Annotated in this window: 19 protein-coding genes; 15 read left to right on the top strand and 4 right to left on the bottom strand. The window is 68.6% G+C overall.

Annotated features, from left to right (window positions below):
• Positions 1–39 precede the first annotated feature (39 nt).
• From catC to EV683_RS04225, 7 genes are all read left to right on the top strand, one after another.
• Complete coding sequence (catC, locus tag EV683_RS04195) at positions 40–330, top strand: muconolactone Delta-isomerase (protein ID WP_066614289.1); 291 nt, start codon at positions 40–42, stop codon at positions 328–330.
• A 91-nt stretch (positions 331–421) separates the two neighbouring features.
• On the top strand, positions 422–1,342 hold the full coding sequence (gene catA, locus EV683_RS04200; protein ID WP_131861938.1) for a catechol 1,2-dioxygenase: 921 nt from the start codon (positions 422–424) through the stop codon (positions 1,340–1,342).
• Positions 1,343–1,416: 74 nt separating this feature from the next.
• Complete coding sequence (benA, locus tag EV683_RS04205) at positions 1,417–2,781, top strand: benzoate 1,2-dioxygenase large subunit (RefSeq protein ID WP_131861939.1); 1,365 nt, start codon at positions 1,417–1,419, stop codon at positions 2,779–2,781.
• Positions 2,778–3,269, top strand: coding sequence for a benzoate 1,2-dioxygenase small subunit (benB, locus tag EV683_RS04210; protein WP_066614285.1), 492 nt, complete (start codon positions 2,778–2,780; stop codon positions 3,267–3,269). Before benA ends, benB begins: the two co-directional genes overlap by 4 nt.
• A 91-nt stretch (positions 3,270–3,360) precedes the next feature.
• The gene (benC, locus tag EV683_RS04215; protein ID WP_131861940.1) at positions 3,361–4,380 is read left to right on the top strand and encodes a benzoate 1,2-dioxygenase electron transfer component BenC; all 1,020 of its coding nucleotides are present in this window, start codon (positions 3,361–3,363) and stop codon (positions 4,378–4,380) included.
• A 3-nt stretch (positions 4,381–4,383) separates the two neighbouring features.
• Positions 4,384–5,169: a 1,6-dihydroxycyclohexa-2,4-diene-1-carboxylate dehydrogenase gene (locus tag EV683_RS04220; protein WP_066614282.1), complete on the top strand. Its 786-nt coding sequence runs from the start codon at positions 4,384–4,386 to the stop codon at positions 5,167–5,169.
• A gap of 95 nt (positions 5,170–5,264) precedes the next feature.
• Entirely contained in the window at positions 5,265–6,473 is a 1,209-nt protein-coding gene (locus EV683_RS04225; protein WP_131861941.1) for a benzoate/H(+) symporter BenE family transporter, read from the top strand.
• Positions 6,474–6,485: 12 nt separating this feature from the next.
• On the opposite strand, the gene EV683_RS04230 is transcribed toward EV683_RS04225, so the two are convergent.
• Entirely contained in the window at positions 6,486–7,322 is an 837-nt protein-coding gene (locus EV683_RS04230; RefSeq protein WP_131861942.1) for a universal stress protein, read from the bottom strand.
• A gap of 415 nt (positions 7,323–7,737) precedes the next feature.
• On the opposite strand from EV683_RS04230, the gene EV683_RS04235 reads away from it, so the two are divergent.
• The 8 genes from EV683_RS04235 (at position 7,738) to EV683_RS04270 (ending at position 14,503) form a co-directional block, all read left to right on the top strand.
• Positions 7,738–8,565 (top strand): endonuclease, encoded by an 828-nt coding sequence (locus EV683_RS04235; RefSeq protein WP_131861943.1) that lies wholly within the window; start codon positions 7,738–7,740, stop codon positions 8,563–8,565.
• Positions 8,566–8,705: 140 nt separating this feature from the next.
• Positions 8,706–9,056, top strand: coding sequence for a DUF3135 domain-containing protein (locus EV683_RS04240; protein ID WP_131861944.1), 351 nt, complete (start codon positions 8,706–8,708; stop codon positions 9,054–9,056).
• A gap of 257 nt (positions 9,057–9,313) precedes the next feature.
• A complete protein-coding gene (locus tag EV683_RS04245) occupies positions 9,314–10,627 on the top strand; it encodes an NAD(P)/FAD-dependent oxidoreductase (protein ID WP_066614275.1) in 1,314 nt (437 codons plus the stop codon).
• A 27-nt stretch (positions 10,628–10,654) separates the two neighbouring features.
• The gene (locus EV683_RS04250; RefSeq protein WP_131861945.1) at positions 10,655–11,779 is read left to right on the top strand and encodes a PQQ-dependent sugar dehydrogenase; all 1,125 of its coding nucleotides are present in this window, start codon (positions 10,655–10,657) and stop codon (positions 11,777–11,779) included.
• A 217-nt stretch (positions 11,780–11,996) separates the two neighbouring features.
• Positions 11,997–12,377: an OsmC family protein gene (locus EV683_RS04255; protein ID WP_131861946.1), complete on the top strand. Its 381-nt coding sequence runs from the start codon at positions 11,997–11,999 to the stop codon at positions 12,375–12,377.
• Positions 12,378–12,833: 456 nt separating this feature from the next.
• Entirely contained in the window at positions 12,834–13,196 is a 363-nt protein-coding gene (speD, locus tag EV683_RS04260; RefSeq protein WP_066614269.1) for an adenosylmethionine decarboxylase, read from the top strand.
• 297 nt (positions 13,197–13,493) lie between these two features.
• Entirely contained in the window at positions 13,494–13,973 is a 480-nt protein-coding gene (locus EV683_RS04265) for a hypothetical protein (RefSeq protein ID WP_131861947.1), read from the top strand.
• Between the two features lie 59 nt (positions 13,974–14,032).
• Positions 14,033–14,503 (top strand): hypothetical protein, encoded by a 471-nt coding sequence (locus EV683_RS04270; RefSeq protein ID WP_131861948.1) that lies wholly within the window; start codon positions 14,033–14,035, stop codon positions 14,501–14,503.
• A gap of 117 nt (positions 14,504–14,620) precedes the next feature.
• Here the strand turns inward: EV683_RS04270 and alaS are convergent, their stop codons facing one another.
• From alaS to recA, 3 genes are all read right to left on the bottom strand, one after another.
• Positions 14,621–17,248 carry an alanine--tRNA ligase gene (gene alaS, locus EV683_RS04275; RefSeq protein WP_131861949.1) on the bottom strand — a complete coding sequence of 876 codons (2,628 nt, stop codon included), beginning with the start codon at positions 17,246–17,248 and terminating at the stop codon, positions 14,621–14,623.
• A gap of 139 nt (positions 17,249–17,387) precedes the next feature.
• A complete protein-coding gene (gene recX / locus EV683_RS04280; protein ID WP_131861950.1) occupies positions 17,388–17,858 on the bottom strand; it encodes a recombination regulator RecX in 471 nt (156 codons plus the stop codon).
• A 5-nt stretch (positions 17,859–17,863) separates the two neighbouring features.
• Positions 17,864–18,916 carry a recombinase RecA gene (gene recA, locus EV683_RS04285; RefSeq protein WP_066613962.1) on the bottom strand — a complete coding sequence of 351 codons (1,053 nt, stop codon included), beginning with the start codon at positions 18,914–18,916 and terminating at the stop codon, positions 17,864–17,866.
• Positions 18,917–18,928: the final 12 nt, after the last annotated feature.

The following is an 18,928-nucleotide window of genomic DNA, read 5'->3' on the forward strand; positions in this document are numbered from 1 at the left end:
CCCGGGCCGCTGTCCGGAACCGGAACGAGGGAAAAGACCATGCTGTTTCACGTGAGAATGGACGTCAGCCTGCCGCACGGCATGTCGGAGGCCGAAGCCGAGGTGCTCAAGCGCGTCGAAAGGGAAAAGGCGCAGGCGCTGCAGGCCGAGGGTAAGTGGCGCCATTTATGGCGCATCGTCGGCCAGTATTCGAACGTCAGCGTTTTCGACGTCGAAAACGCCGAGGAATTGCACCAGTTGCTGACCGGCCTGCCGCTGTTCCCGTACATGACGATCCAGGTCATGCCTTTATGCCGACACCCGTCGTCGATTCACGCAGACGACCGCTGAACCGGCCCCAAGAAGGCCGGATGCATCAACAAGGACGGGTGTCCGGAACCACCCCCACCATCCCTATAAAGCTCTACAGAGGAGAAGTCAGATGACTCATGCCGAAATCGATGCGCTGGCGAAAAGCTTCATCGTCGATACCGCGAAGGGGGAAGTGAACCCCCGCGTCCAGCAGGTGGTGCTGCGCTTGACCAGCGATCTGTTCAAGGCGATCGAGGACCTCGACCTGCAGCCCAGCGAAATCTGGAAGGGCCTCGAGTTTCTGTCCGAGGCCGGCGCCCGCAACGAACTGGGGCTTCTGGCGCCGGGCATCGGCCTGGAGCGCTTCATCGACATCCGTCTCGACGAGGCGGAGGCGAAAGCCGGCATCAGCGGCGGCACGCCGCGCACCATCGAAGGCCCGCTTTACGTGGCCGGCGCGCCCGAGAGCGTGGGTTTCGCGCGGCTGGACGACGGCAGCGAGGCCGAGGAGGGCGAGGTGCTGTTCATGCAGGGCACCGTCTACGGCGCCGACGGCAAGCCGCTGCCGGGCGCCCGCGTCGAGGTCTGGCACGCCAACCTGATGGGCAACTACTCGTTCTTCGACAAGACGCAGTCGGCCTTCAACCTGCGCCGCACCATCGTCGCCGACGAGAACGGCCGCTACCAGTTCCGCAGCATCGTGCCGATGGGCTACGGCTGTCCGCCCGACGGCAGCACCCAGCGTCTGCTCGACCTTTTGGGCCGCCATGGCCGCCGCCCGGCGCACATCCACTTCTTCGTGACCGCAGCCGGCCACCGCAAGCTGACCACCCAGATCAATATCGAGGGCGACGAGTACTGCTGGGACGATTTCGCCTTCGCCAGCCGCGAGGGCCTGGTGCCGACCCTGAACCGCGTCACCGACGCGGCCGAGATCGACAGGAAGGGTCTGCACAAGCCGTTCGCCTCGATCGACTTCGACTTCCACCTCAACGCCGAGACCGCCGCCGCCCCGGCGAGCGAGGTCGAGCGTCAGCGCGCCCGCGCCTGAGCATCGCCATAGTGTCACGGGACAGGCCCGCAACGCGGGGCCTGTCCGGCAAGCCCGACAGAGGAGAGACGGCCATGATTCCCATCCATCCCGATACCAGCCCGAAACTGAAGAAGCTGGACGACTACCTGATCGAAGATCACGCCAGCGGCGACTACCGGCTGCACCGCAGCGTTTTCACCGACGAGGCGCTGTTCGAACTCGAGATGAAACACATCTTCGAGGGCAACTGGATTTATCTCGCGCACGAGAGCCAGATCCCGAACGTCAACGACTACTACACCACCTATATGGGTCGTCAGCCCATCGTGATTGCGCGCAACCGCAATGGCGAATTGAACGCCTTCGTCAACTCGTGCACCCATCGCGGCGCGATGCTGTGCCGTCACAAGCGCGGCAACAAGGCGACCTATACCTGCCCGTTCCACGGCTGGACCTTCAACAACAGCGGCAAGCTGCTGAAGGTGAAGGACCCGGAGGACGCGGGCTACCCGGACTGCTTCAACAAGGAAGGCTCGCACGACCTGAAGAAGGTCGCGCGCTTCGAGAGCTACCGCGGCTTCCTGTTCGGCAGCCTGAACGAAGACGTCAAACCGCTCGCCGAATTTCTCGGCGAGGCGACCAAGATCATCGACATGATCGTCGAGCAGTCGCCGGACGGCCTGGAAGTGCTGCGCGGCAGCTCGACCTACACCTTCGACGGCAACTGGAAGCTGACCGCCGAGAACGGCGCCGACGGCTATCACGTGTCGGCGGTGCACTGGAACTACGCGGCCACTACCAACCGCCGCAAGGAGCAGGAAGGGCGCGAGGACACCACCCGCGCGATGGACGCCGGCAAGTGGGGCAAGCAGGGCGGCGGCTTCTACGCCTTCGAGCACGGTCACATGCTGCTGTGGACGCAGTGGGCCAACCCGGAAGACCGCCCGAACTTCGCGCGCCGCGACGAATACGCGGCCAAGCTCGGCCCGGAAATGGCCGACTGGATGGTGCGCAATTCGCGCAACCTGTGCCTGTACCCGAACGTGTACCTGATGGACCAGTTCGGCTCGCAGATCCGCGTCGTGCGGCCGCTGTCGGTGGGCAAGAGTGAAGTCACCATCTACTGCATCGCGCCCAGGGGCGAATCGGATGAAGCGCGCGCGCGCCGCATCCGCCAGTACGAGGACTTCTTCAACGCCAGCGGCATGGCGACCCCGGACGACCTCGAGGAATTCCGCGCCTGCCAGCAGGGCTACGCCGGCCGCGCGGTCGAGTGGAACGATATGTGCCGCGGCGCGACGCACTGGATAGACGGCGCCGACGAAGCCGCGCAGAAGATCGGCCTTGCGCCGGTGCTCAGCGGCGTCAAGACCGAGGACGAGGGCCTGTACACCGTGCAGCACCGCTACTGGCTCGATGTGATGAAGCAGGCGTTGGCCGAGGAGGGCAAGGCATGAAGGACCTGAACCTGGACGCGATCCGCGCCTTCCTGTACCGCGAGAACCGCCTGCTCGACGACGAGGAGTGGGACGCGTGGCTGGCGTGCTACCACCCTGACGCCGAATTCTGGATGCCGTCGTGGGACGACGACGACAAGCTCGTCACCGACCCGCAGCGCGAGATCTCGCTGATCTACTACCCGAATCGCCAGGGTCTGGAAGACCGCGTGTTCCGCATCAAGACCGAGCGCTCCAGCGCGACGATGCCGGACACCCGCACCAGCCACAACCTGAGCAACCTCGAGCTCGAGGGCGTCGACGGCGACCGCGTCACCGTGCGCTACAACTGGCACACGCTGAGCTTCCGCTACAAGACCACCTACAGCCATTTCGGCATGGCGCGCTGCGTGATCGATCTGTCGGGCGATGCGCCGCGGATCCTGAAGAAATACGTGGTGCTGAAGAACGATTACATCCACCAGGTAATCGACATCTACCACATTTGAGCGTCAACCGACCCTGTCGCTGCGCGGCCCGGCATCGTCTGCCCGGCGCCGCGTGCCGGCCGGGTCGTGCAGTACGGCAGGAGCAAGAGCCATGAGCTACCAAATCGCACTTCAATTCGAAGACGGCGTCACCCGTTTCATCACCTGCAACGAGAACGAGAAGCTGGCCGACGCCGCCTATCGCCAGCAGGTCAACATCCCGCTCGACTGCCGCGACGGCGCCTGCGGCGCCTGCCGCTGCGCGTGCGAATCGGGCAGCTACGAGCTGCCGGAATCCAGCTATGTCGAGGACGCGCTGACCGCCGAGGAGGCCGCCCAGGGGCTCATCCTTGCCTGCCAGACCCGTCCGACCTCCGACTGCGTGGTCAGGATCCCGGCCTCGTCGGCCGCCTGCAAGACCGGCGTCGCGACCCACAAGGGCGTGATCGCCGCGGTCGAGCGGCTGTCCGAGTCGACCATAGGCTTCGCGATCGACCTCGAGGACCCGGCTGCGCTCGGCTTCCTGCCGGGCCAGTACGTCAACGTCGGCATCCCGGGCACCGGGCTTTCCCGCTCCTACTCGTTCAGCTCGGCACCGGGCGCCGCGCAGGCGGCCTTCGTCGTGCGCGACGTGCCCGGCGGCCGGATGAGCCAGTACCTGGGGCACGACGCCAGGCCAGGCCAGGCGATCTCCTTCGCCGGCCCCTACGGCAGCTTCTACCTGCGCGAGCTGGTGCGTCCGGCGCTCTTCCTCGCCGGCGGCACCGGCATCGCGCCCTTCCTGTCCATGCTCGAGGTGTTGGCCGAGGCCGGCTGCGCGCAGCCGGTCCGCATGGTGTTCGGCGTCACCCACGACGTCGACCTCGTCGCCATCGACGCCCTCGAGGCCGCCCGCGTCAGGCTGCCGCAGTTCGACTACCGCACCTGCGTCGTCGCGCCCGGCAGCGACCATCCGCGCAAGGGCTACGTCACCCAGCACGTCGAGCCCGAGTGGCTGAACGGCGGCGACGTCGACGTCTACTTGTGCGGCCCGGTCGCGATGGTCGACGCGGTGCGCCAGTGGCTGAACGAGACCGGCGTCGCGCCGGCCAACTTCTACTACGAGAAATTCTCGGCGAGCAGCGAGGCCTGAACCATGCGAAAACAGGCACGCTTTCAGAACCAGGTCGTCGTCGTCACCGGCGCGGCGCAGGGGATAGGCCGCGGCGTCGCGCTCGCGGCCGCCGGGGAAGGGGGGCGGGTGGTGCTGGCCGACCGCTCCGAGCTGGTGCACGAGGTGGCCGGCGAGATCAAGGCGTCGGGCGGCACGGCGCTGGTGGTGACGGCCGACCTCGAAACCTACGCCGGCGCGCAGCGGGTGGTCGCCGCCGCGCTCGAGGCCTTCGGCCGCGTCGACGTGCTCGTCAACAACGTCGGCGGCACGATCTGGGCCAAGCCCTACCAGGAATACGAAGAGGAAGAGATCGAGGCCGAGATCCGTCGCTCGCTGTTCCCGACGCTGTGGTGCTGCCGCGCGGTGCTGCCGGCGATGATGGCGCGCCGGGCCGGCGTCATCGTCAACGTGTCGTCGATCGCGACGCGCGGCATCTACCGCATCCCGTACTCGGCGGCCAAGGGCGGCGTCAACGCGCTGACCGCCAGCCTCGCCTTCGAGCACGCCGGCGACGGTATCCGCGTCAACGCGGTCGCCACCGGCGGCACCGAGGCGCCGCCGCGCAAGGTGCCGCGCAACGCGGCGCCGATGAGCGAGCAGGAAAAAGTCTGGTACCAGGGCATCGTCGACCAGACGATCGCCTCCAGCCTGATGCACCGCTACGGGACGATAGACGAGCAGGTCGGCGCCATCCTCTTCCTTGCGTCCGACGAGGCGTCCTACATCACCGGCACGGTGCTGCCGGTCGGCGGTGGCGACCAGGGCTGAGCCCGTCGTCCCGCCCCGTGCCGGGGCCATGGGTCTCGTTTTTCCTTGCGACCGCCGCGCCCCCGTGCGGCGGTCGTCGCGTTCCGGGAGGTCCGATGTCGTCGAAACAGGAGGGCGTGCTGGCCACGCCGCCGCGCCGCGCGTCGTTTGTCGCGGACTGGTCGCTGTCGGCGACCGCCGCCGGTTTCCTCGCCGTGCTGGTGTCGTACGCCGGCCCGCTGGCGATCTTCTTTCAGGCCGCCGAGGCCGGCCGCTTCCCCGCCGAGGTGGTGTCGTCCTGGATCTGGGCGATCTCGATCGGCGCCGCGGTGTCGGGCGTCTGGCTGAGCTGGCGGACGCGCACGCCGGTGATCACCGCCTGGTCGGCGCCGGGTTCAGCGCTGCTGGTGACGCTGTTCCCGGCGATGCCGCTGTCGCAGGTGGTCGGCGCTTACCTGGTCGCGGCGGCGGCGATCTTCGTCGTCGGCTGGTCCGGGTGTTTCGACCGGCTCGTCCGGCGCATCCCGCGCGGCATCGCGGCGGGGATGATGGCGGGCATCCTGTTCCAGTTCGGCGTCCAGGCCTTCCAGTCGGCCGCGGCCGCGCCGCTGCTTGGCGCCGGGATGGTGCTGGCCTACCTGGTGTCGCGGCGCTGGCTGCCGCGCTACTGCGTCGTGCTGGTGCTGCTGAGCGGCGTGCTGCTGTCGCTGCCCGGCGTCGGCGCGCCTTCCGGCGTCGCGTTCAGCCTGACCCGGCCGGTGTTCGTCGCGCCCGAATGGAGCTGGCAGGCGACGCTCGGCCTCGCGATCCCGCTCGTCATCGTCAGCCTGACCGGGCAGTTCCTGCCGGGCATGGCCATCCTGCGCGGCGCCGGCTACGCGGTGCCGGCGCGCCCGGTGCTGGTGACGACCAGCCTCGCCTCGGCCGCCGTCGCCTGCTTCGGCGGCATCACCATCGTGGTCGCGGCGATCACCGCGGCGCTGTGTACCGGCCGCGACGCGCACGAGGACCCGTCGCGCCGCTACGTGGCCGGCCTCGCCAACGGTGTCTTCTACCTCGTCGGTGGCCTGTTCTCGGCCGCGCTGGTGGCGCTCTTCGTCGTGCTGCCCAAGGCCTTCGTCGCGGTGCTCGCCGGCCTCGCGCTGGTCGGCGCGATCTCGGCCAACCTCGTCGGCGCGCTGCAGGACGAGGAGCACCGCGAGCCGGCCGTCGTCACCTTCCTCGCCACCGCGTCGGGCATGAGCGTCGCCGGCCTGGGCTCGGCGTTCTGGGGCGTGGCGATAGGCGGGCTCGCCTACTGGCTGCTGCGGCGGCCGGCGCGCTGAGCGCGCCGCGCCTCAGTGCGACATCAGCACCGGCACGGTCATCGACTGCAGCACGGTGCGCGTCGCGCCGCCGAGCACGATCTCGCGCAGCCGCGAGTGGCCGTAGGCGCCCATCACGATCAGGTCGGCGCCGGTGTCGGCCGCGTTCGACAGCAGCAGGTTGCCGACGTCGACGCTGGCGGCGTAGTCGTTCATCGTCTCGACCTGGATGCCGTGGCGCGACAGGTAGAGCGCGACGTCGCTGCCCGGTCGCTCGCCGTGCGCGCCGCCGGGGCGGGCGTCTATCGTCAGCACGCGGGTGTGCTCGCTGCGCGCCAGCAGCGGCAGCGCGTCGGTCAGCGCGCGACAGGCTTCGCGGCCGCCGTCCCAGCCGATGAGCGCGCGTCGCCCGGGCAGGCCGAACTCGCCGCTGTGCGGGATCAGCAGCACCGGCCGGCCGGCGGCGAGCACGATGGTCTGCGGAAAGTCGGCCGGCAGCGCGTCGACGCGCGCGACCGGGTCGCCCTGACCGAGGATGACGAGGTCGTGGTAGCGCGCGTTCAGCACCAGGTCCTCGATCGGCGCGCCGATGTACTGCCGCCATTCGAAGCGCGCGAAGCCGGTCTGGCGCGCGGCGTTCTCGAAGGTTTCGCGCGCGCGCGCCGCGCTGGCCTCGACCGGGTTGGCCGAGGCGCCACCGGTCGAGTGGTAGGGCGACAGCGGCAGTCCGGCGTCGTTCAGCGGCGACGGTGCGACGAACAGGCCGGTCAGGTGGGCGTCGAAGGCCTCGGCCAAGGACAGCGCGACGGCGACGCGCGCGGCGGCGCGCGGGCCGCTATCGACGTGCAGCAGCAGGCTTTTGTAGCTCATGGTCTTGCTCCGGTGGGCGGCGTGATGCCGCGTTCGTGCCGCACCGCCCGGTCACGTCCAGCGCGCCGTCCACCGGCGCCCTGCTTGCGCGTGGCCGCCGCGCAGCGAACGTCGGGTCTGCTTTGGCGGCGGTACGCGGGACTTGCGGCGCGGCAGGGTGTGCCGCTTCCCGTCGGCGGGCGAAGGGCGCGGCCAGACCGCGTCGCCCCCGACTCCATTGCTATAGCCCAGCGCGATGGCGCCGGCGAGCCGGAATCCGGCCGCTCTTGACCCGCGTCAAGCGCGGGGGCGCGGCGCCGTCCTGACATTCCTTAATCATTTATTCCGGCAGAAAGTCTGCGCATCGGCGAAAAGCGACTTGTCCTGACGGCCGGCAGGCGGTAGGGTTCGCGCTTTTCGATTCACGGGCGGGGAAATGCGCGCACTCTTCATCACGGTCACGCTGTCGCTGGCCTTGACCGGTTGTCTGAACAAGGCGGAGAAATGGCTGGGCGAGGCCACGACGGCAGCCAGCGAGGCGATCGCGACGATGGGCGACGTAGTGCGCCCCGACACGCCGCCGCCCGAGGCGGTCGAGCTCGTCAGCGGGCGCGACGCGGTCGGCCACCGCGACTTCGACTCTGCCAAGAAGGTGCTGCCGCGCGTGTTCGCCGGCATGGAGGAGGACTTCTACTGCGGCTGCGCTTACCGGGGCAAGCAGATGGACCTGGAGAGCTGCGGTTACGTGCCGCGCAAGAATCCGCAGCGCGCCGCGCGGCTCGAGTGGGAGCACGTGGTGCCGGCCTGGACGATCGGCCACCAGCGCCAGTGCTGGAAGGACGGCGGGCGCAAGCACTGCTCGGCCAACGATGACGTCTACCGGGTGGCCGAGGGCGACCTGCACAACCTCGTGCCGTCCATCGGCGAGGTCAACGGCGACCGCGGCCACTTCGCCTTCGGCGCGTGGACGCGCGAACCCGAGCCGATGTACGGCCAGTGCACGACGGTGGTCGACTTCAAGAACCGCCGCGTCCAGCCGCGCGAAGAAGTACGCGGCCGCGTGGCGCGCATCAGCCTCTACATGCACAACCGCTACGGTCTCGCGATGAGCCGCCAGGATTTGCGGCTGTGGTGCGCGTGGGCGCGCACCTATCCGGTCGACGACTGGGAGCGGCGGCGCGACGCGCGCATCGCACGCCTGCAGGGCGCCGGCAACCCGCTCGTCTCCGACCCGTCGGCGCTCGAGCGCTTGTGCGCGGGCTAGCGGCGCTTCTTGCCGCGCAAACACGCCACGGCGGCCCCGTGGCGTTTTTTCTCGGCTATTTTTAAACGGAATGGTAACGCTGTTTAAACGGGGTTCGCGGTTCCGGCCGCGCGATCCCCCCGTCGCGAAAGGTCGCCGCCATGCCAGACCATCCCGTTCCCGTCCTGCCCGACTTCGACACCCTCGCCGAGCTCTACCGCCGCGACCCCGGCGCCTTCGAGGCCTTGCGCCGTCGCCTGCTGCGCGCCGAGGTCGACGCCGCGCCGCCCGAGCACCGGCCTAGGCTGGAGCAGACGCTGTCGCTGATCGAGCTGACGCGCCAGAGCGCGAAAAACCCGATGCACGCGATGGTGCTGGCCAACCGGCTGATGTGGACCGCGTTCTGGCGTCTGCACCGCGTGCTGAACGAGGGCTCGCCGCTGACGCGCCACGAGCAGACGCACTCCGCCAGGGTGCTGCCGTTCGCGCCGCGCGCACTCAAGGCCAGGTAGCCGCAGGGGGCGGGCGCGTGGGCGGCCCGAAGCGTTGGCCGAGCCCGCGCGCGTTTGCCGCGCCAGCAAACCCCGCTACGGCGGGGTTTGCTGTGGCTGCCGTGTTGCGCGACGGCGCGTCGTCGGAGCATCGCCGCCGCGCAGGCGTTGTCGCGGCGCGCCGGATTGTTATGTCGCTTGGCGTGAAGCGTTGCGTCCGCGCGCCGGGCGTGTAAGCTGTGCCCAGACAAGAATTCTTACTGACTGGGATGATCGCAATGAGCAATACAAGCAAGAGGCCGAGAATCGTCATCGTCGGCGGCGGCGCCGGCGGGCTGGAGCTGGCGACGCGGCTGGGCCGCACCGTCGGCGCGCGCCGCGAGGCGCAGGTGATCCTCGTCGACGGGTCGCCGACCCATATCTGGAAGCCGCTGCTGCACGAGGTGGCCACCGGCGCGCTCAACACCGGCGAGGACGAGGTCAACTACTTCGCGCACGGCTACCGCAACGGCTACGAATTCGAGTTCGGCTATATGGAGGCGCTCGACCGCGCGCGGCAGGTGGTGCGCGTCTCGGCCATCCACGGGCGCGACGGCACGCTGCTGAGCGGCGCGCGCGAGATTCCCTACGACTATCTGGTGCTCGCGGTTGGCTCGCAGGCCAACGACTTCGGCACGCCGGGCGTCGCCGAGCACGCGATGTTTCTCAACAACCCCGACGACGCCGAGCGCTTGCGTCGCCGCATCCTCGAGCTCGCGTTTTCGGTCAGCGCCGGCCCCGACCCCGAGCGGCGCCTCGGCATCGCCATCGTCGGCGGCGGCGCGACCGGCGTCGAGCTGGCGGCCGAACTGAACCACACGATGCGCGAGCTGCACCAGTACGGCTCGCGGCTGTCGCCCGAGCGCGTCGAGATCAGCGTGATCGAAGGCGCCGACCGCATCCTGATCGCCGCGCCGCCGTCGCTGTCGCGCTACGCCGAGGAAAAGCTCGCCGCCCGGCAGATCCGCGTGCTGACCAATAGCCGCGTCGCGGCGGTGACCGCGGACGGCGTCGACCTCGCCGACGGCCGCCATGTCAAGGCCGACGTCACCGTGTGGGCGGCCGGCGTCAAGGCGCCGGCGTGGCTGGCGACGCTCGACGGGCTGGCGGTCAACCGCATCAACCAGCTCAAGGTTGGCCGAGACCTCTTGTGCGAGGGCGAGGCGCGCGTCTACGCGATCGGCGATTGCTCTTGCGCGCCGGACGGCGACTCGGAGCGCACGCTGTCGGCGACCGCCCAGGTTGCGCACCAGGAAGCCAAGTGGCTGGCCGGCGCGCTCGCCGCGCGCTTGCGCGGCGCCACGGTGGCGCCGTTCGTGTTCAAGCCGCAAGGCATGATGGTGTCGCTCGGCAAGCACGCGGCGGTCGGCAGCCTCGCCGCCGTGGTCGGTCCGCAGCGCAACTATCATGTGGAAGGGCGCGGCGCGAAGCTGATCTACGCGTCGCTGTACCGCATGCACCAGGCGGTGGTGCACGGCCGGCTGATGGCCGTGCTGCTCTACTGCGGCGACAAGCTGCGCGGCATCGCGCGCCCGTCGCTGAAGCTGCACTGAGCCGCCGCCGGACCACGGAGGGAGAGGATGAAAGCGCTGGCGGGCATCCTGTTGAGTCTGTGCGTCGCCGGCGCCAGCTCGGCCGAGTCGCAGACCGTCCACGACAGCGAGGCGGCGCGCTTCACGGTGCGCGTGCTCGCGCGCGGGCTCAAGCACCCGTGGGGGCTGGCCTTCCTGCCCGACGGCCGCCTGCTGCTCACCGAGCGGGCCGGCCGGCTCAGGCTGGTCGGCGCCGACGGCCGGCTCGACCCGGCGCCGGTGTCCGGCGTGCCGGCGGTGGTCGCCGAGGGGCAGGGCGGCCTGCTCGACGTCGCGCTGCATCCGCAGTTCGCGCGCAATGGCTGGGTCTACCTGTCCTACGTCGCCGGCAGCGGCGGCCGCGTCGGCACCGAGCTCGCGCGCGGCCGGCTGGTCGGGCGCAGCCTGCGCGACGTCGAGGTGCTGTTCCGCATGCAACCCAAGTCCGGCGCGCGCCACCATTTCGGCGGCCGCCTGGCCTTCGACCGCGCCGGCTACCTCTACCTGACCTTGGGCGACCGCGGCGACATGCCGCGCGCGCAGCGGCCAGACGACCACGCCGGCTCGGTGATCCGGCTGTCCGACGACGGCCGCGTGCCGCTCGACAACCCTTTCCGCAACCGCGCCGGCTGGCTGGCCGAGAAGTACACGCTCGGCCACCGCAACCCGCAGGGGCTGGCGCGCGACGCGGTCGGCCGGCTGTGGCTGACCGAGCACGGCCCGCAGGGCGGCGACGAGCTGAACCTGCTCGCGTCCGGCGCCAACTACGGCTGGCCCAGGGTCACGCACGGTCGGCAGTACGTCACCGGCGCCCGCATCGGCGAGGCCACCAGCCTGCCGGGTTTCCGCGACCCGCTGCACGTCTGGGGGCCGACCTCGATCGCGCCGTCGGGGCTCGCCTTCTACAGCGGCGCGCGCTTCCCCGGCTGGCGCGGCGACCTGTTCGCCGGCGCGCTGCGCGAGCGGATGCTGGTGCGGCTGAAGCTGGCCGGCGACCGGGTGGTCGGCGAGGAGCGGCTGCTGGTCGGCGTGCTCGGCCGCATCCGCGACGTGCGCGACGGCCCGGACGGCTACCTTTACCTGCTGACCGACGAAGACGACGGCGTGCTCGCGCGGCTCGAGCCGGCGCCGTGACCCGGGTCCGTACGACCGCCTGTATACGTGTCTACGAAAGCCTCGGCCAAGCCATGCAAGGTTGGCCGAGGCTTGCTGACCGACCGCGGCGAGGCGATGGACCGCTTTGGCGCGGCGCGCCTGAGCGCCTATACCGGGTTGGTGGCAACGTTCGTCGCTGTGCCGGCCGACGCTGCGCTGCCAGGGAGGGCGCGCCGGCCGGCGACAGGAGGGCATCATGATCGTCGCGACCCCGGAACCCGGTGGCTGGCGCACGCGTCTCGACAACGGCCGCGACACCGCGCGGGCCGATACCGGCGCCGGCGGCGAGGGATTTTCGCCGCACGAATTGCTCGAGGCGGCGCTGGCCTCCTGCATGAGCATGACGGTCCGCATGGTCGCCGAACGGCGCGGCATCGCGCTTGCCGACGTCACGGTGAAGGTGTGGCTGGACCGCTGCCACCCCGGGGCGCCGGTCTACGACTACGAGGTGGCGCTGTCCGGCGCGCTGTCGACAATCGAGCGGCGCGTGCTGCTCGCGGCGGCGGCGCGCTGCCCGGTGCGCCGCACGCTCGATGCGACGGCGACGTTCCGCGAGCATGATGCCGGGCCAGGCTGAGGAAGCGGGTGGCCGTTTGCCGTGACGGGCAGCATTTGCGGGGCGAGCGTCCGCTGGAAAGGTCGCGCCGCCTCGGAACGAGACGCTTGGCCGAGGCCGGCCCTCACAACGGCGTCATCATAAAGCCGCGGCAACGCCGCGTATCGGAGCGAATCAGGTCCGTTCGGCCATGTCGGCGATCATTTATCTCCTTATCAAGCTGCCGCTGGTGTTCGATAGTAATTGCAAGAGATCGCCCGACCGTCGCCGTGCGGCCAGCCTTGCCAGGGGGTGGGCAGACTGGGCGGCCGGGTGCCGAGGGTCGGTGATACGGATCGTGTTCCTGTTTTGCGGGGGGATGGCGGTGGCCCGATCTTCATGCATGCCTTTCAACACGGTGGACGAGCGGACCGGCTCGCGCGGCCGGAGCAACGGTGACGAGCGAGACGGTGCCAGCTCGAGCGGAGCGGGTCAGCCATGAGTCCAAATCGCAAGTCACCCCCGCCAACCGGCTGGCATCTGCTGGCCGACCTGCATGGCGTTCCCGCCGCGAAGCTGACCGATCCGCACCGCCTCGAGGCCCTGCTCAGGCAGGCGGCCAAGGCTGCCGGCGCCATCGTGCTGTTCGGCCATTTCCACCACTTCGGCGCCGGCAACGGCGTCACCGGCGTACTGTTGCTGATGGAGTCGCACATCAGCGTCCATACCTGGCCCGACCACGGCTTCGCCGCGGTCGACATCTTCATGTGCGGCGACGCCAAGCCCGACGTCGCGCTCGACTTCCTCAAGGCGACGCTGACGCCGACGCGCTGTGACCTGAACCGCGTCAAGCGCGGCTGATCCAGACGGCACCTCGTCCATCGCGGTCGTTTTTCTTTCTTCTCTCTCCCCTTAGTGATCGCATCAGCGCGGACCAGGCCCCGCCATGGGGTGGTGGCGTGAGTGTTTGCTGCATCCGGGTGCGCTTGGCGCAGCTGGCGGTGGTGAACCCTCGGCGTATGCATCGCTGTGCGAAATGAATATTTCATGCTTTGCAATTTTCAATATGGCGTTTCTGATCTTGTTAGACTAATTAACAAACAGGTCGTGTCTTCTTTGCTTTGATCGGGCTGCCAGATTCCTTGGGGAGGGCGAAGCATGAAAGCGTTGATGATGGTCTGTTTGTCCGTGTGGATGGGGTTGGCGCAGGCCGACACTGCTCTGCTGATCTTCGGAGCCTCCAAGCACAGCGGTTGTGACAAGAAAAACGAGAAGTGCTTTTTCAACGAATTTAACCCCGGGCTGGGGCTGGAGTGGTCTCCCGCGGAGTACACGTGGGGGCGTCCCATGGTCAGGGCCGGAAGCTACAAAGATTCATTCAGCAAGGCTGCATATTTCCTGATGGCAGGAGCCAGACGTGAGTGGTCGGTTGGTGGAGGGGTCAAGGTCGGTTTGGGTATTCAAGCAGGCTATATAAATGGTTCTGGCGAAGACAATGGCGTTGGATTGTTGCCTATCTTGAGTATCGGTTATCGACGCCTGGCGCTTGAGGTGGGCTATGTACCGGTTATCAACGATTTTGGCCTTGAGCGGGACGTGTCGGTAACGACGTTTTCGCTTCGTTGGGACTTGCCCTGAAGGGAAGAGTGGGCGATGGATGTCGAAGGCTTTGACGGGTTGGCCGAGGAGAAGGCGCAGTGAAAATCCTGCTGGCATTGCTGTTCTCGTGGGTGGGCATGGCTCATGCCGATGTCTCGGTGCTGATTTTCGGGGCGTCGAAGCATGGCAAGTGCGACGAAACGCGCTTCGAGTGCGCGTTCAACGAAAGCAACCCTGGGCTGGGGCTGGAGTGGTCGCCGGGCGAGCGGTCCTGGGGGCGCTGGCTGGTGCGCGGGGGCAGCTACTACGACTCCTACCGCGAGGAGGCCTACTTCTTCGCCGGCGGCTGGCGCAAGGAGTGGGAGCTGGTCGGCCGTTTCAAGGCGGGGCTTGGCGTGCTCGTCGGCTATCTGGACGGCTCGGGCGTCGACGGCGTCGGCGCGCTGCCGCTGCTCAGTCTGCAGTACCGCCGGCTGGCCCTGGAGGTCGGCCACATCCCCAGGGCCGAGGTCTCGGGACGGCGCGGCGACGTGGCGGTCACGACCTTTGCCCTGCGCTGGGACTTGTAGCACCGGGTTCGCGGCGCCCGGGGGCCGGGGCGACGGGGCAGCATGGCGTGGCAGGAGCTGCGCCGATGAAAAAACGCCGCTTCCTGCGAAGCGGCGTTTTGCGTGGCGCGGAAGGGTTTACTTGCCCGACAGCCAGGCGTCCACCGACGCCAGCGCGGCGTCGAGGTGTTGCGGCTCGGTGCCGCCGGCCTGCGCCATGTCGGGGCGGCCGCCGCCCTTGCCGCCGACCTGCTGGGCGACGTGGTTGACCAGCTCGCCGGCCTTGAAGCGGGCGGTCAGGTCCTTGCTGACGGTCGCCAGCAGCGCAACCTTGCCGTCGACCACCGAGGCGAGCAGCGCGGCCGAGCTGCCGAGACGGTCGCGCAGCTTGTCGGACAGCGTGCGCAGCGTCGCGGCGTCGACGCCGTCGAGGCGGGCGACCAACAGCTTGTAGCCGTCCTTGTCGGTAGTCGAGGCGAGCAACTCGTCGAGCCTGGACAGCGCCATCTGGCTCTTGAGCGCGGCGACTTCCTTCTCGAGCGCCTTGAGCTGCTCCTGCTGGCGGGCCAGCTTGCCGACCAGTTCGCCCGGCTGCGCCTGTACGAGGCCGGCGGCTTCGCGCAGCTCGCCTTCCTGGGTCTGCACCCAGGCGAGCGCGCCCTCGCCGGTGACCGCCTCGATGCGACGCACGCCGGCGGCCACGCCGCCCTCGGCGACGATCTTGAAGAAGCCGATGTCGCCGGTGCGCTTGACGTGGGTGCCGCCGCACAGCTCGGTCGAGAAGTCGCCCATCTTCAGCACGCGCACCTCGTCGCCGTACTTCTCGCCGAACAGCGCCATCGCGCCGGCGCGGATCGCGTCGTCGTAGGGCATCAGCGTGGCCGACACGTCGTAGTTGGCGGCGATCACATGGTTGACGACGCGCTCGATCTCGGCGATCTCGTCGGCGCTGACCGGGCCGGTGTGCGCGAAGTCGAAGCGGGTGCGCTCGTGGTTGACCAGCGAGCCCTTCTGCGCGACGTGCTCGCCGAGCACCTTGCGCAGCGCAGCGTGCAACAGGTGGGTGGCCGAGTGGTTGCGCGCGGTGGCGTGACGCTTGTGCAGGTCGATGGTGGCGGTGACGCTGTCGCCGACCGACAACTTGCCGCGTGCGACGCGGCCGCTGTGGCCGAACACGGCGGCCTTCAGCTTCTGGGTATCGGTCACGTCGAACAGCGCGGCCACACCGCCGGCGACCGAGATCTCGCCGGTGTCGCCGACCTGGCCGCCGCCCTCGGCGTAGAACGCGGTGTTGTCGAGCACGACGACGCCTTCGTCGCCCTCGGCCAACGCCTGTACCGCTTCGTTGCCCCGGTAGAGCGCCAGCACGCGCGCGTCGACGCTGACCGAGTCGTAGCCGTTGAAGCAGGTGTCGGCGCCGTCGTAGTCGACGTTGCCGCTCATCTTGAAGGTGGAGGCGGCGCGGCTCTGCGCGCGCTGCGCTGCCATCGCGGCGTCGAAGCCGGCCTGGTCGATGGCCAGCCCGCGCTCGCGGCAGATGTCGGCGGTCAAATCGAGCGGGAAGCCGAAGGTGTCGTAGAGCTGGAAGGCGGTCTTGCCGTCGAGCGTCTTCTCGCCCTTGGCGAGCGCGGCCTCCAAGAGCGCCATGCCCTTGTCGAGCGTCTCGGCGAACTTGATTTCTTCCTGCTTGAGCGCGTCCTCGATCACCGCCTGGCGCTCGCGCAGTTCCGGATAGGCGTCGCCCATCTCGGCGACGAGGTCGGCGACCAGCTTGTGGAAGAACAGCCCCTTCTGGCCGAGCTTGTAGCCGTGGCGGATCGCGCGGCGGATGATGCGGCGCAGCACGTAGCCGCGGCCGTCGTTCGACGGCAGCACGCCGTCGGCGATCAGGAAGGAGCAGGCGCGGATGTGGTCGGCGATCACCTTCAGGCTCGGCACGTCCTGGCTGAACGGCACGCCGACTTCGCGCGCGGCGGCTTTCAAGAGGCTCTGGAACAGGTCGATCTCGTAGTTCGAATGCACATGCTGCAGCACCGCCGAGATGCGCTCGAGACCCATGCCGGTGTCGACCGACGGCTTGGGCAGCGGGTGCATCGTGCCGGTCTCGTCGCGGTTGAACTGCATGAACACGTTGTTCCAGATCTCGATGAAGCGGTCGCCGTCTTCCTCGGGCGAACCGGGCGGGCCGCCCCAGATGTCCGGGCCGTGGTCGTAGAAGATCTCGGTACACGGGCCGCACGGGCCGGTGTCGCCCATGGTCCAGAAGTTGTCGGACGCGTACGGCGCGCCCTTGTTGTCGCCGATGCGGACGATCTTGTCGGCCGGCACGCCGACTTCCTGGTTCCAGATCTCGAAGGCCTCGTCGTCGGTGGCGTACACCGTGACCATCAGCTTTTCCTTCGGCAGGCCGAGCCACTCGGGCGAGGTCAGGAATTCCCACGCGTACAGGATCGCGTCGCGCTTGAAGTAGTCGCCGAACGAGAAGTTGCCCAGCATCTCGAAGAAGGTGTGGTGGCGCGCGGTGTAGCCGACGTTCTCGAGGTCGTTGTGCTTGCCGCCGGCGCGCACGCATTTCTGCGAGGTGGTCGCGCGGCTGTACGGACGCTTGTCGAAGCCGAGGAACACGTCCTTGAACTGGTTCATGCCGGCGTTGGTGAACAGCAGCGTCGGGTCGTTGCCCGGCACCAGCGAGCTGGAGGCCACGATCTGGTGGCCCTTGCTCGCGAAGAAGTCGAGAAACTTCTGGCGAATTTCGGAGGTTTTCATCGTTATACGGTCGCAATCCAGAAAACAGCGCGCGCGGCCGCTCGGCCGGGGCGCAAAAAATCGGGGGTATCGGGCCGATTGTGGCAAGGCTGCTGCGTTGCCGCAAGCGCCGGGATGAGCGGGGAGGGTTGGCCGAGCCTCAGTCGTCGTGGTCGGACGCGGCGAAATCGTCTGCGTCGACGCCGTCCAGCGCGCGGCGGATCGCGTCCATCGGCAGGCCGCGCCCGGCGAGAAAGCGCATCTGCTTGGCCCATTCCTCGCGGCTTTGCGGCTTCTTGCCGAACTTCTTCCGCCACAGCGCGCGGGCCAGCGCGACGTCATCCTGCCCGGCCAGAGCCTGTTCGATCGTCTCTGCCGCGACGCCCTTGTCGCGCAACTCGGCGGCGAGGCGCCGGCTGCCGTAGCGTTGGCCCTTGCTCGAGGCGGTCTGCTCGGCGAAGCGGGTGTCGGACTGCCAGCCGCGCTCGGCCAACTCGTCGAGCAGCGCGTCGACCTCGGCCGCGCTGTCGGCGTGCGGCGCGAGCTTGGCGAAAAGTTCGCGGCGCGAATACTCGCGCCGCGACAACAGGTCGACGGCGCGGGCCCTGAGGCTTTTGCCGGTCGGCTTCATCGGGTTCAGATCAGGTCGTCGGCCAGTTCGCCGTCGGTTTCGTCGCGCACGCCCTCGGTGATCGCGACGCTGACGCCGACCTTCTCGCGGATCTTGGCCTCGATCTCGCGGGCGACGTCCGGATTGTCGCGCAGCCACTGGCGGGTATTGTCCTTGCCCTGGCCGATCTTCTGGCCGTTGTACGCGTACCAGGCGCCGGACTTGTTGATGATCTCGTGCTCGACGCCCATGTCGATGATCTCGCCTTCGCGCGAGATGCCTTCGCCGTACAGGATGTCGAAGGTGGCCTGACGGAAGGGCGGCGACACCTTGTTCTTCACCACTTTCACGCGGGTTTCGTTGCCGACCACTTCCTCGCCCTTCTTGATGCCGCCGATACGACGGATGTCGAGGCGTACCGAGGCGTAGAACTTCAGCGCGTTGCCGCCGGTGGTGGTCTCCGGGTTGCCGAACATCACGCCGATCTTCATGCGGATCTGGTTGATGAAGATCACCAGCGTGTTGGTGCGCTTGATGTTGCCGGTCAGCTTGCGGAGCGCCTGGCTCATCAGCCGCGCCTGCAGGCCGACGTGGGAGTCGCCCATTTCGCCCTCGATCTCGGCCTTGGGTACCAGCGCCGCCACCGAGTCGACCACGATCACGTCGACGCCGCCCGAGCGCACCAGCATGTCGGCGATCTCGAGCGCCTGCTCGCCGGTGTCCGGCTGCGAGATCAGCATCTCGTCGACCTTGACGCCGAGCTTTTGCGCGTAGACCGGGTCGAGCGCGTTCTCGGCGTCGATGTAGGCGCAGGTGCCGCCGAGCTTCTGCGCTTCGGCCACTACCTGCAGGCACAGCGTGGTCTTGCCGGACGATTCCGGGCCGTAGATTTCGATCACGCGGCCGCGCGGCAGACCGCCGACGCCGAGCGCGAGGTCGAGGCCGAGCGAGCCGGTGCTGATCACCTGCAGGTTCTCGGTGATCTGGTTGTCGCTCATGCGCATGATCGAGCCCTTGCCGAACTGCTTTTCGATCTGCGCGAGCGCCGCCGCCAGCGCCTTGCTTTTATCGTCCGCCATGCTTTCTCCAAA

It is taken from the genome of Crenobacter luteus, from assembly GCF_004345725.1.
GTDB classification, from domain to species: Bacteria; Pseudomonadota; Gammaproteobacteria; order Burkholderiales; family Chromobacteriaceae; genus Crenobacter; species Crenobacter luteus.

Bases quoted from the DNA above. Each gene is read 5' to 3' on its own strand.
- EV683_RS04220 (WP_066614282.1), top strand. From the start codon at position 4,384: ATGCGAAAACAGGCACGCTTTCAGAACCAGGTCGTCGTCGTCACCGGC.
- recX (WP_131861950.1), bottom strand. From the start codon at position 17,858: ATGAAGCCGACCGGCAAAAGCCTCAGGGCCCGCGCCGTCGACCTGTTG.
- EV683_RS04240 (WP_131861944.1), top strand. From the start codon at position 8,706: ATGCCAGACCATCCCGTTCCCGTCCTGCCCGACTTCGACACCCTCGCC.
- EV683_RS04265 (WP_131861947.1), top strand. From the start codon at position 13,494: ATGAAAGCGTTGATGATGGTCTGTTTGTCCGTGTGGATGGGGTTGGCG.
- EV683_RS04225 (WP_131861941.1), top strand. From the start codon at position 5,265: ATGTCGTCGAAACAGGAGGGCGTGCTGGCCACGCCGCCGCGCCGCGCG.
- alaS (WP_131861949.1), bottom strand. From the start codon at position 17,248: ATGAAAACCTCCGAAATTCGCCAGAAGTTTCTCGACTTCTTCGCGAGC.
- recA (WP_066613962.1), bottom strand. From the start codon at position 18,916: ATGGCGGACGATAAAAGCAAGGCGCTGGCGGCGGCGCTCGCGCAGATC.
- EV683_RS04255 (WP_131861946.1), top strand. From the start codon at position 11,997: ATGATCGTCGCGACCCCGGAACCCGGTGGCTGGCGCACGCGTCTCGAC.
- catC (WP_066614289.1), top strand. From the start codon at position 40: ATGCTGTTTCACGTGAGAATGGACGTCAGCCTGCCGCACGGCATGTCG.
- EV683_RS04230 (WP_131861942.1), bottom strand. From the start codon at position 7,322: ATGAGCTACAAAAGCCTGCTGCTGCACGTCGATAGCGGCCCGCGCGCC.
- EV683_RS04235 (WP_131861943.1), top strand. From the start codon at position 7,738: ATGCGCGCACTCTTCATCACGGTCACGCTGTCGCTGGCCTTGACCGGT.
- benB (WP_066614285.1), top strand. From the start codon at position 2,778: ATGAAGGACCTGAACCTGGACGCGATCCGCGCCTTCCTGTACCGCGAG.
- benC (WP_131861940.1), top strand. From the start codon at position 3,361: ATGAGCTACCAAATCGCACTTCAATTCGAAGACGGCGTCACCCGTTTC.
- benA (WP_131861939.1), top strand. From the start codon at position 1,417: ATGATTCCCATCCATCCCGATACCAGCCCGAAACTGAAGAAGCTGGAC.
- catA (WP_131861938.1), top strand. From the start codon at position 422: ATGACTCATGCCGAAATCGATGCGCTGGCGAAAAGCTTCATCGTCGAT.
- speD (WP_066614269.1), top strand. From the start codon at position 12,834: ATGAGTCCAAATCGCAAGTCACCCCCGCCAACCGGCTGGCATCTGCTG.
- EV683_RS04250 (WP_131861945.1), top strand. From the start codon at position 10,655: ATGAAAGCGCTGGCGGGCATCCTGTTGAGTCTGTGCGTCGCCGGCGCC.
- EV683_RS04245 (WP_066614275.1), top strand. From the start codon at position 9,314: ATGAGCAATACAAGCAAGAGGCCGAGAATCGTCATCGTCGGCGGCGGC.